11 protein-coding genes and 1 pseudogene are annotated in these 10,461 nt (G+C 61.0%); 5 read left to right on the top strand and 7 right to left on the bottom strand.

Annotated elements, in window-relative coordinates:
* Together ACEW8Q_RS04695 and ACEW8Q_RS04690 are read left to right on the top strand one after the other, a co-directional pair.
* Nucleotides 1-128 (top strand): annotated as a pseudogene (locus ACEW8Q_RS04695) (IS5/IS1182 family transposase); the annotation flags it as partial.
* A gap of 235 nt (nt 129-363) precedes the next feature.
* Nucleotides 364-2,055 (top strand): LTA synthase family protein, encoded by a 1,692-nt coding sequence (locus ACEW8Q_RS04690; RefSeq protein ID WP_373502896.1) that lies wholly within the window; start codon nt 364-366, stop codon nt 2,053-2,055.
* 10 nt (nt 2,056-2,065) lie between these two features.
* Here ACEW8Q_RS04690 and ACEW8Q_RS04685 read toward each other — a convergent pair whose 3' ends face one another.
* The 6 genes from ACEW8Q_RS04685 to ACEW8Q_RS04660 all read right to left on the bottom strand — a co-directional run bounded on the left by ACEW8Q_RS04685 (nt 2,066) and on the right by ACEW8Q_RS04660 (nt 6,387).
* On the bottom strand, nt 2,066-2,581 hold the full coding sequence (locus tag ACEW8Q_RS04685; protein WP_373502895.1) for a hypothetical protein: 516 nt from the start codon (nt 2,579-2,581) through the stop codon (nt 2,066-2,068).
* A gap of 70 nt (nt 2,582-2,651) precedes the next feature.
* Nucleotides 2,652-2,924 carry an HPr family phosphocarrier protein gene (locus tag ACEW8Q_RS04680; protein WP_373502894.1) on the bottom strand — a complete coding sequence of 91 codons (273 nt, stop codon included), beginning with the start codon at nt 2,922-2,924 and terminating at the stop codon, nt 2,652-2,654.
* 5 nt (nt 2,925-2,929) lie between these two features.
* Nucleotides 2,930-3,328: a PTS sugar transporter subunit IIA gene (locus ACEW8Q_RS04675; RefSeq protein WP_373502893.1), complete on the bottom strand. Its 399-nt coding sequence runs from the start codon at nt 3,326-3,328 to the stop codon at nt 2,930-2,932.
* 80 nt (nt 3,329-3,408) lie between these two features.
* On the bottom strand, nt 3,409-3,873 hold the full coding sequence (locus ACEW8Q_RS04670) for an HPr kinase/phosphorylase (protein WP_373502892.1): 465 nt from the start codon (nt 3,871-3,873) through the stop codon (nt 3,409-3,411).
* A complete protein-coding gene (locus ACEW8Q_RS04665) occupies nt 3,866-5,659 on the bottom strand; it encodes a stimulus-sensing domain-containing protein (protein ID WP_373502891.1) in 1,794 nt (597 codons plus the stop codon). Before ACEW8Q_RS04665 ends, ACEW8Q_RS04670 begins: the two co-directional genes overlap by 8 nt.
* Nucleotides 5,660-5,688: 29 nt before the next feature.
* Nucleotides 5,689-6,387 (bottom strand): response regulator transcription factor, encoded by a 699-nt coding sequence (locus ACEW8Q_RS04660; RefSeq protein WP_373502897.1) that lies wholly within the window; start codon nt 6,385-6,387, stop codon nt 5,689-5,691.
* Nucleotides 6,388-6,495: 108 nt separating this feature from the next.
* Between ACEW8Q_RS04660 and ACEW8Q_RS04655 the strand changes: the two genes are divergently transcribed.
* From ACEW8Q_RS04655 to ACEW8Q_RS04645, 3 genes are all read left to right on the top strand, one after another.
* Entirely contained in the window at nt 6,496-7,206 is a 711-nt protein-coding gene (locus tag ACEW8Q_RS04655; RefSeq protein WP_373502890.1) for a HugZ family protein, read from the top strand.
* A gap of 132 nt (nt 7,207-7,338) precedes the next feature.
* Nucleotides 7,339-8,946, top strand: coding sequence for a phosphoenolpyruvate carboxykinase (locus tag ACEW8Q_RS04650; RefSeq protein WP_373502889.1), 1,608 nt, complete (start codon nt 7,339-7,341; stop codon nt 8,944-8,946).
* Nucleotides 8,947-9,006: 60 nt separating this feature from the next.
* Nucleotides 9,007-9,792 carry a sulfite exporter TauE/SafE family protein gene (locus ACEW8Q_RS04645; protein ID WP_373502888.1) on the top strand — a complete coding sequence of 262 codons (786 nt, stop codon included), beginning with the start codon at nt 9,007-9,009 and terminating at the stop codon, nt 9,790-9,792.
* 13 nt (nt 9,793-9,805) lie between these two features.
* Here the strand turns inward: ACEW8Q_RS04645 and ACEW8Q_RS04640 are convergent, their stop codons facing one another.
* Nucleotides 9,806-10,396, bottom strand: a complete 591-nt coding sequence (locus ACEW8Q_RS04640) for a MarR family winged helix-turn-helix transcriptional regulator (protein ID WP_373502887.1) — start codon at nt 10,394-10,396, stop codon at nt 9,806-9,808.
* Nucleotides 10,397-10,461: the final 65 nt, after the last annotated feature.

The following is a 10,461-nucleotide window of genomic DNA, read 5'->3' as shown; positions in this document are numbered from 1 at the left end:
AGATCGAGAACATGTTCGGAAGGCTCAAGGACTGGCGGCGCATCTCAACCCGCTATGACCGTTGCTCTCACACCTTCTTCTCGGCAATCTGCATTGCGGCCAGCGTCATCTTCTATCTCAATCAATGAGTCCTGACCCTAGCCAATCGCCTAAGTATCTACCTTAAGTATTTGAATGCAATGGCCGCCCTTTGGGCGGCCATTTTGCATCTGCACAGAGGCGCAGCGCAGGTTTTCATGACGATTTCATCTCGGATTGATGAACTTTCCCCCATTTCGCCTTGTTTGCGCCATGCCACCCGGCGCATAGGAACCCGCTTGAAAACCGGCAGCGGGAGCCGCCGGATGGACCAGAGGGTGCGCGATGACCATGACCACGGCAGAAGGCGATGCGATTGCACCGGCGACCGCTGGCCGTTCTTCCGCCCCATGGCTCCGCACCGCAATCCGCGTACTGTTGCATCTTGCCGTGGCCTATCTCCTGATTCTTGCCGTTCACGCCTTACTCGGCCAATGGACCCCTGAATATCTGCAGGGCCGCGACCTCTGGCACTTCTGGTTCACCCGCATGCTCGTTCCCATGGTCATGCTGGGTGTGCTGGCGTCCGTGGCCCGTATTCTTCCCTCCGGCATTATGCTGGCGGCGGCGCTGCTTTTCGTCGGCACCATTTCGGCGATCAAGCGCGAGTCGACGGGCGAGCCCTTCCAGGTCAGCGATCTCTTCCTCGCGGGCCAAAGCGTCCATCTCTTTCACTATGTGCAGTGGTATCATTGGCTCATGGGCGCGGCGATCCTGCCCGCCACGGCCCTTTACCTGACAAGGCTCCGCTTCCGCTGGTGGAGCATTCCACTGGCCCTCGTCTTCGTGGCGCTTCTCTCGACCTACCGCTTCGAGGCGGTCTCGAAATGGATCCACACCAATGCCTGGTGGATCGGGGTCGAGAACCTCACCTTCAGCCAGGCCGAAAGCGAGCGCATGAATGGCCTCTCGACCCATCTCTATTTCTCGACCGCGGGCCTTCGACTGAAGACCTACGCCGAAGCCGAGGTCAAGCGGGCACTGGAAGCGCTGAACGCACCCTTACCTCCCGCTGCGGCCTCGTCGGGTCCGGCGCCCGATCTCTATCTCATCCTCGGCGAAGCCTGGTGGCGCGATCCCGATGACAAAGCCTCGCCGCTCGACCAGTTGAAGCAGGCGGGCTTCAGTGAAACGTCGGCCGTCTCCCCGGTCTATGGCGGAACCACGCCCAATGCCGAATTCGAAGTCTTGACCGGCATCCCGGTGAGGAGCTTCCAGGCCGGCATCATCCCCTATCAGCACTACGTGCAATATGTGACGGATATGGCCCGCGCCCTGCCGCGCCTTCTCTCGGAAAAGGGCTATGCGGCCACCGCGTACCACAACTTCACCCGCCGCTTCTGGCTCCGTGACCAGATGTATCCAAAACTCGGCTTCGACCGCTTCGTGAGCATGGAAGACATGACGCTCGTCATACAGCCGAACGACTGGCCGACCGACGAAGGCCTCTACAAGTCCGTGCTCGATACGGTGGGCGGAGATGCGCCGCAGTTTCACTTCATCGTGACGGTGCAGACCCACGGTCCCTTCGTGAAGCATGAGACCGATATCGAAGGCCACAATGGCGTTCACGACTATCGCACCCGTCTTGATGCAGCCGCGAAGTCCCTCACCGCGTTCAAGCAGCGTCTGGATGCGAAGGGGCGGCCCTACGCCATCGTGCTGTTTGGTGATCACCTTCCGGGCCTGAGGCTTCACCAATGGAAGAACGGCATGAAGTCGGAGACGGACCCCCGCCTGCATCAGGTTCCGGTACTCATCGCCAGCAATGCGAAAGACCCGGCAGCTCTCGTGAAGACCATTGCGGCGCGCCCGCTCTATTGTTTCCCCCCGCTGATCCTCGACTGGATCGGCCAGCAGTCAAATGACCGCTACATGAACCACGCGGTGCAGAAATGTTCGGAGACCGAAAAGCCGATGCTGCAGCCCGCCGAAGCCGTCATCCAGAATCAATTGTTCTCGAACAGACCGCTGTAGATGCAATTCACTATTCTGGATTTGTTTGGCTTATATTCGGGTCTAATTCGAAGATCCTTTGGTTGAGTTCTATGACAGATCTTCCATATTTCAAGAGTGTGTCTGAAAGCTTGAGCAGTTGGTCAAAGGTATAGGAGTTCAAGCTTTCGTGGTGAAAAACTCCAACAGCATCTAATTTGGCAAAAGTGCACAGTCTTCTAGCGGAATCAAACTTCTGAAAAACGCCATGAATGATGTTGTTTCGATCTCTCGAAGCATTGCTTATCCCATGCAGAAGTGACAGGGCATGTTCTGAATGCCTATGAAGACTCGAAACCTTCAAAAAGCAAAGTCGTAGGTATCGAATTTTCCGTTTCAACCCACGAGGTAGCGCTTGACCATCAGAGTGATCACGTCCGCCAAGCTCATGAAAAATGAACGAGATAGTAACATCTAAAGCTTGCTCTAGGAATGACGCCTGAATAGCAATATTTCCTACCAGCTGGCAGAGCGCATTATACTCTTCATCGCTTACCTTTAGGCTCACTCAGCAATCCTGCACCGAAGCCAAGTCATGATCGAGAAACTCCTTTATGGCCTGGTGAATGAGGGGCGTTTTATTCTTCGTCGAACTTGCTCGCTACCAGGTGTTCGAGAGCCGTAATGGCTGCTTCCGCCTGCGGGCCGGAGGCTTCGACCTCGATTGACGTGCCGATGGCGGCACCGAGCATCATCAGTCCCATGATCGAAGTCGCGGGCACCGTCATGCCGTCGCGGCTCACCTTGATGTCGGCGTCGAAGCCTTCCGCGCATTTGACGAACTTGGCCGAGGCACGGGCATGGAGCCCGCGCTGGTTGATGATCGCCAGTTCCTTGTTCACCGCCGCCACGCCCGTCAGTCCCCCAGAATCTGACTCGCGACATTGATATACTTCCGCCCGGCGTCCTGCGCTGCCGTTGCCGCCTTGTCGAGCGCATAGTCCTTGCGGATGCGGGCGAGTTTCACGAGCATGGGAAGATTGAGGCCGGCGACGACCTCCACCTTGCCGATTTCGAGCAGCGAGATGGCGAGGTTCGAAGGTGTGCCGCCGAACATGTCGGTCAGGATGATGACGCCCGCGCCACCGTTCACGCGTTTGATCGAGGCCGCAATGTCGGCGCGCCGGTTCTCCATGCGGTCATCGGGCCCGATGGCGATGGTCTCGATCCCCGATTGCGGGCCCACGATGTGTTCGAGCGCAAACAGGAATTCCTCGGCCAGACGGCCGTGGGTGACCAGGACGAGTCCGATCATGGTGACACTGAAACTCCGCGCTCCCGCCGTTCAAGGGTGGCGCACAATGCCTCTAACGCGGTTGCGATGCAATATACCATTCAACTCGGCTGAAAATGATCCAGAGCCGCCCTTATCCGGGCGGGTGCAGAGGCTTTTTCCGGATCGATGAGGATGAGCGGGATGGATATTCCGAGGATGTCCATCCGGGCCCGGTCGAGTTCCGGCATCCGCTCGATTTCGATGGCGGGCGTCAGCCGCACGGCGAGTGCCATCGGAGCTTCGGCAAGCGCAGCCACATTCACGGTTCCCAATCCCCGAATTTCAAGCTTGCCCGCCAGCGCAGCAGGTGCGGAAGCCGAAAGACTGTCGCCAATGCGCCGCACCGCCACCTGGTCGTCCGCCACCATCCTTGCATGGCGGAGCTGTCCTGAAATGCCGCTTCCCGAATGATCGAGAAGCCGAAGTACCAGATCGGACTTGCCTGCGCCGGGTGCTCCCAGAAGGAGGACACCTTTGCCGTCGATGGCGATGCAGCTACCGTGAATCAGTGCTTCCTCATGCATGTTCGGCTCCCGGAATGCGGACGGTGAAGCGGGCGCCCAGCACGGGCTTCTCGCCACTTTCGTCCGCCTTGCCATAGCGGTTCTCGGCCCAGATGCGGCCGCGGTGGGCTTCCACGATCTGCTTCGAGATCGAGAGTCCGAGACCCGAATTCGACCCGAAGCTGCCGTCCGGCCTGTCGGTATAGAACCGCTCGAAGATGCGCTCCAGATTGTCGGGTCTGATGCCAGGGCCGGAATCCTCGACCCGGAACTCGACTTCCGATCCAACCCTCCGCATGCGGACGATCAGTTGGGTGCCAGGCCGAGTGAAAGATCGTGCATTGTCGACAAGGTTGCGGGTCACCTGGCCCAGGCGTGAATCATGCCCCATCACGGTGTAGGCGCTGGTGCGGTCCATGCCCGGTGGCGGCTTCGCGATCTCCAGCACGATTTCGGGCTGTTCGTTCTTCCGCGTGTCGTTGGCATAGCTCACGATGGTTTCAAGCAGTTGGGCGATGTCGAGAGCACGCGCCTCGGATCGCGCCAGTTCCGCATCGAGCCGCGAGGCATCGGAGATATCGGTGATGAGCCGGTCCAGCCGCTTCACGTCATGCTTCACGATATCGACCAGACGTTCACGCTGCTCGGGCGTCTTGGCATAGGCCAGTGTTTCGACGGCGCTGCGCAGTGACGTCAGCGGGTTCTTCAATTCGTGGCTGACATCCGCCGCGAAGGCTTCGATTGCCTCGATGCGCTGGTAGAGCGCATTCGTCATGTCGCGAACCGCGCCTGAGAGATCGCCGATTTCATCACGGCGCGAGGAGAAGTCGGGGATTTCGACGCGCTTGTTGACGCCCCGCCGCACCCGCTCTGCCGCCGCCGCCAGCTTGCGAAGCGGCAATGCGATTGTGGAGGCGAGCAGCACCGACAGCACCAGAGTTACAAGCGCCACGAAGCCGAAGGTCATGAACACCACCTGCCGCTCGGCCCGGATCACGTCGTCGATCTCGCCGCCCGTGGTCGACAGCACAAGCGCTCCCAGCACCGCGCGGAAGCGCTGCACTGGCACGGCGACGAGAACGATGATCTGCCGCCGGTCATTGAGGCGGACGACGCTCACCTTGGCGCCGTTCAGCGCCGCTGCGACTTCGGGAAATTCCTTGCCGTTGCCGAGGTCGTATTCGGCCTGCCTTGGATAATCGTAGCTGAAGCTCCAGGCGATCAGCCGGTTCCACAATGACTGGAACCAGCCTTCATCGGCAGCGTTGAGCGGCGGCAGGTCGGACTGCACGATGTCGCCGCGGCTGTAGAGAAATCGGCTATCGACGACGAGGTTGCCGTCCTTGTCGATGATCCGTGCGCGGACCGTCGTGTTGGCGAGCAGCCGCTTGAGGATGGGACCGGCCGTCTCGGGGTCGATGGGGAAATCGAGGTTCGAGAGCTGGTCGGCATCGGCCAGCGCATCGTCACTCGAATCGGCGAGTGAGTCAGGATCAATGACGATCGAGCCGGTGTCGACGGTGGCTGAACCTGCGATGGCTGCCGCGATGATCTGCGCCTGCGTGGTGAGGCTCATCACGCGCGCATCGATGAGGCCCTGGCGGAACTGGTTCGAATAGAGAATGCCGGTGACCAGCACGATAAGGCCCAGCAGGTTCAGCAGCACGATGCGGCTGGTGAGCCGCTGCGGGGCGAATCGCCTGATCCAGCTTTCCCGCGCGGGCGCGGTATCGCCTTCCGCATGCTCGGCCTGTTCCTCGGCTTCCATGCGGTCGGCAGGTTCTGGCGTCTTCACGCGGTCCAGCATGTCAGATCGGGCCCGATGTTCGGGCCGTCCTATTGCTCCTTGAAGCGGTATCCCACCCCGTAGAGCGTTTCGATGCCGTCGAAGGCCTCGTCCACCGCATTGAACTTCTTGCGAAGCCGCTTGATGTGGCTGTCGATGGTGCGGTCGTCGACATAAACCTGGTCGTCATAGGCCGCATCCATCAGCGCGTCGCGGCTCTTCACGATGCCGGGGCGCTGGGCCAGCGACTGGAGGATCAGGAATTCGGTGACGGTTAGAGTCACGGGCTTTCCGTCCCATGTGCAGGAGTGACGGTCGGGGTCCATCGCCAGCTTGCCGCGCTCGATGACCTTAGCGGCCTCCTGCGGCGTCTGCGTGGTGTCGCGGTTCACCGCGCGGCGCATCACCGCCTTCACGCGCTCGACCAGAAGGCGCTGCGAGAACGGCTTCTTGATGAAGTCGTCGGCACCCATCTTCAAGCCGAACAGCTCGTCGATCTCATCGTCCTTGGAAGTGAGGAAGATGACGGGCAGGTCGGACTTCTGGCGGATGCGGCGCAGCAGTTCCATACCATCCATGCGCGGCATCTTGATGTCGAAAATGGCCATGTCGGGCGGATTGTCCTGCAGGCCCTGAAGGGCCGCCGCGCCGTCATTGTACTTCTGCACGGCATATCCCTCGTTCTCGAGGGCCATGCCGACCGATGTCAGAATGTTGCGGTCGTCATCGACCAGGGCGATCGTCGGCATCTTCTTGTTCATCCTTCGCGAATTCCTTCTTCTGGCACTAGGGGCGGAACTGGAACAAAATGTGGCGAACATGATAGGTGCTCTTGGGGCAGATTGCGAGGTAAGAACATGAGCGGGCAAAGAAGTTTCAGCGGAAACGAGGCCAGGAACCTCCTCCGGAGGGCGCGGACGGCAACGCTCGGCACCCTGAACCGGGAAGACGGCATCCCCTATGCGTCGCTTGTTAACGTAGCGACTGACGTGCGGGGCTGCCCGCTGATCCTGGTCTCGACCCTCGCCTGGCATACCAAGAACCTGCTCGCGGACCCGCGCGCCAGCATCATGGTGGCTGAAACGCCGGAGACGGGAGACGCTCTCACCGGTGCCCGCGTCACAGTCATGGGGCGTATCGTCAAGATCGAGTCTGAGCAAGCCAAGCGCCGCTATCTGGCCCGCCACCCCGCCGCTGGCTTTTACGCCGGCTTCGGCGACTTCGCCTTCTGGCGCCTTGAACCCGAGCGCGCCCATGCGGTCGCCGGGTTTGGCCGCATCGAAACCATCGGGGCCGATGAGATGTTTCCCTCAGCCGATGAGATGTCGTCAATGGAAGACAGCGCCATCGCCCACATGAATGAAGACCATGACGACGCCATCCAGCGATTCGCGAACAAGCTGCTGGGAGCTGCTCCCGGAGGATGGAAAATCGCAGGAATTGACCCGGATGGTGCCGATCTGCTGCGTGGTGAAGAGATCCTGCGATTGCCCTTCGACGCGCCCATTTATTCGGGGGCAGCGTTGCGCAGGCTTCTTGCGAGTCTTGGGGAGCAGTCCAAAATCTAGTTTAACACGTCACAAAATGATGTACGATACCGCAGAATATTGATGGAAAAACAGCTTTAACTCATCTTTTTCCTTGCAGGAACGTTTGGCCGGGTCTTAGTGTTCGGTGCTTCAGCCTGAGGAGCCCTGCGCATGGACACTGCGACCGATACCCTGATCCGTTCCGAACTCGCCGCCCTGGGACTCACATGGGTCGACCGCATTTCATGGAATGCCCCGGCGCCGGTGCTCTACCAAGAGGCGATCGCGCGCGGTGAAGGCATGGTTGCAGACGGCGGCGGACTGGTCGTCACCACAGGCCAGCACACGGGCCGCAGCCCGAACGACAAGTTCGTCGTGCGTGATGAGACCACCGAACACACCATCTGGTGGGACAACAACAAGCCCATGAGCCGCGAGCACTTCGAAACGCTCCGCAAGGACTTCATGGCCCATGCCCGCCTCAAGGGCCTCTATGTGCAGGACCTGCTCGGCGGCGCCGACGCGGCCTATGAGCTCCCCACCCGGGTCATCACCGAATTCGCCTGGCATTCGCTGTTCATCCAGCACCTTTTGATCGTGCCGGAGGACTGCACGGGCTTTGCGCCGAAGCTGACCATCGTCGACCTGCCGAGCTTCAAGGCCGATCCCGCCCGTCACGGCACCCGCAGCGAAACCGTCATCGCGCTCGACCTTGCCAACGGGCTCGTCCTCATCGGCGGCACGCAATACGCGGGCGAGATGAAGAAATCCGTCTTCACCGTCCTCAACTATCTCCTCCCCGAGCAGGGCGTGATGCCGATGCATTGCTCGGCCAACGTCGGACCCAAGGGCGACAGTGCCGTCTTCTTCGGCCTCTCCGGCACGGGAAAGACCACGCTCTCCGCCGATCCCTCGCGCACGCTGGTCGGAGATGACGAGCATGGCTGGTCCGGCAACGGCATCTTCAATTTCGAGGGTGGCTGCTACGCCAAGGTCATCAAGCTTTCAAAGGAAGCCGAGCCCCAGATCCACGCCACCACAGAAATGTGGGGCACGGTTCTGGAAAACGTGAAGATCGATCCCGAGACCCGCAAGCTCGACCTCCATGACGGCTCGCTCACCGAGAACACCCGCTCGGCCTATCCCCTGTCGGCCATTCCAAATGCGAGCCGCACCGGAACCGCGCCGATTCCAAAAACCATCGTAATGCTGACAGCCGATGCCTTCGGTGTGCTGCCGCCCATCGCGAAGCTCACGCCCGCGCAGGCCATGTATCACTTTCTCTCGGGTTACACGGCAAAGGTCGCCGGCACCGAGCGCGGCGTGACGGAACCGCAGGCCACGTTCTCCACCTGCTTCGGCGCGCCCTTCATCCCGCGCGATCCGCAGGTCTATGGCAACCTGCTCCGCGACCTCATGGCGAAGCACGATGTCGCCTGTTACCTCGTCAACACGGGGTGGACCGGCGGCGCCTATGGCGAAGGCCACCGCATGCCGATCAAGGTCACGCGTGCCCTTCTTGAGGCAGCCCTGGAAGGCCGCCTCGATGGCGTTCCCATGCGAACCGACCAGAACTTCGGTTTCGCCGTGCCATTGGCCGTCGAAGGAGTCGATTCGAAGATCCTCAATCCGCGCGAGACCTGGTCCGACCAGCGCTCCTATGACGCGATGGCGCGGAAGGTCGTCGGCATGTTCGTCAGGAACTTTGCGAAGTTCGAAGCCAAGACCAGTGCTGACGTGAAGGCCGCAAGTCCCTCGCTCCAGATCGCTGCCGAGTAAGCTCCGCGATCCGAATACCAACATGGCCGGGCGGCCTCGTCTGTCCGGTCATGTTCGTGCTTGAACAGCGCGTCCCGCTGGCGCATGGCTGCTGCCGTGTTCGCCTCGCTCTCGGCATTTCAAAACTCAACGCTTGTTCTCGTCGTGCTGGCAGCCGGCGTGGCGGGCCTTGCGCATGGGTTTTCTGGCTTCGGCGCCGCCTTGATCTTCATGCCCGCCGCGAGCGCGCTGGTAACGCCTGCCATCGCGGCGCCTGTGCTTCTGATAGCTGATGGCCTACTGTCGCTGGGTTTCCTCCCGAAGGCATGGACCCTCGCACGGCGAAGCGATGTCGCGGTGATGGCCGCCGGCGCCGTTGTCGGCGTCCCGCTGGGAACCCTGATTCTCCAGCAAGCCGATCCGCTGCTTCTGCGCTGGGTCATCGCGGCACTGGCAACGGCCATGCTGATGCTGCTCATGTCGGGCTGGCGCTATCACGGCACACCGCGCAAGCCGGTCACGGCCCTCGTGGGGGCAGTGTCAGGGCTCTTCGGCGGCCTTGCACAACTGAGCGGCCCGCCCGTCGTTGCCTATTGGCTGTCGGGCAAGCAAGAGCCGATTGCCATTCGCGCCAACATCATCCTTTTCTTTGGCGCCACCACGCTGTTCACCACGGTGTCCTATCTCCTCACTGGCATCATCACGCTCCAGACGGTGTGGCTCGCGATGCTGGTGGCACCCCTCTATGGCCTTGGCCTCTATGCGGGCGCACGCCTGTTCAGGCTTGCAAGCCCCGAACTGTTCCGGCGTCTCTGCTTTCTTCTCATCGCGATCTCCGTCGTCACCAGCCTGCCGCTCTGGAGATAGCGAAGGAACGGGCCTAGCCCCCTTCCTCATGCGCGACGCAGATGCGCCGGGTCTCTTCCGGGCTGAGCGGTTGCTCGAACAGCATGCAGAGATGCGGGCCTTGCGGATCGTGGTCGCGGCCCTTCTCGCGAAAATACCGGCATGATGAACAAGACCCGAAGCTCGACAGGCCGCCGCGCTTCACTTCCTCCGCCAGAAGTTCGCGCAGGCCCTTGTTCAGCCGCCTCCGCGTCTTTCCGCCAAGCCCGTCGACTGAGGATGCAAGATCGTTCCATGGGTCACGCGCCAGCACCTCGTGGCCCTTCGGCGTGAGCGAGAGGCTGACCGAGCGCCGTTCCCCCAACCGCGCCGATTTGGCAATGAAACCCTTGCGCTCCAGCGAGATCAGCGTTTGCGAGATCGTTCCCTTGGTGGCTCCAAGATAATGCGTGAGCGCACCCGGCGAATTGGAGAAACGATTGGCGCGATCGAGATAGCGCAAGGCCTCCCATTGCGCAGGGTTCAGTCCGTCATCATGTTCACGCGAGCGCATCAGGCGGGCGAGCCGTTCCAACGGCCAGGTTATCGTCGCGCCGTCTGCTTGTTCGTCGTCCTCGTCGCTCATGATCCCGCCGTCCGGCAATTGTCGTCAGCATAGTTTCACAAACGCCCGCCACCCGCGACAGGAAT

It is taken from the genome of Aestuariivirga sp. (assembly GCF_041738905.1).
In the GTDB taxonomy this organism is placed as follows: Bacteria; Pseudomonadota; Alphaproteobacteria; order Rhizobiales; family Aestuariivirgaceae; genus Aestuariivirga.
Note: the sequence above shows the minus strand (reverse complement) of the source record. Positions and strands in the feature narration are given on the sequence as shown.

Coding starts and splice junctions, on each gene's coding strand:
- ACEW8Q_RS04665 (WP_373502891.1), bottom strand. CDS start 5,659: ATGCTGGACCGCGTGAAGACGCCAGAACCTGCCGACCGCATGGAAGCC.
- ACEW8Q_RS04675 (WP_373502893.1), bottom strand. CDS start 3,328: ATGATCGGACTCGTCCTGGTCACCCACGGCCGTCTGGCCGAGGAATTC.
- ACEW8Q_RS04650 (WP_373502889.1), top strand. CDS start 7,339: ATGGACACTGCGACCGATACCCTGATCCGTTCCGAACTCGCCGCCCTG.
- ACEW8Q_RS04660 (WP_373502897.1), bottom strand. CDS start 6,387: ATGCCGACGATCGCCCTGGTCGATGACGACCGCAACATTCTGACATCG.
- ACEW8Q_RS04640 (WP_373502887.1), bottom strand. CDS start 10,396: ATGAGCGACGAGGACGACGAACAAGCAGACGGCGCGACGATAACCTGG.
- ACEW8Q_RS04670 (WP_373502892.1), bottom strand. CDS start 3,873: ATGCATGAGGAAGCACTGATTCACGGTAGCTGCATCGCCATCGACGGC.
- ACEW8Q_RS04655 (WP_373502890.1), top strand. CDS start 6,496: ATGAGCGGGCAAAGAAGTTTCAGCGGAAACGAGGCCAGGAACCTCCTC.
- ACEW8Q_RS04690 (WP_373502896.1), top strand. CDS start 364: ATGACCATGACCACGGCAGAAGGCGATGCGATTGCACCGGCGACCGCT.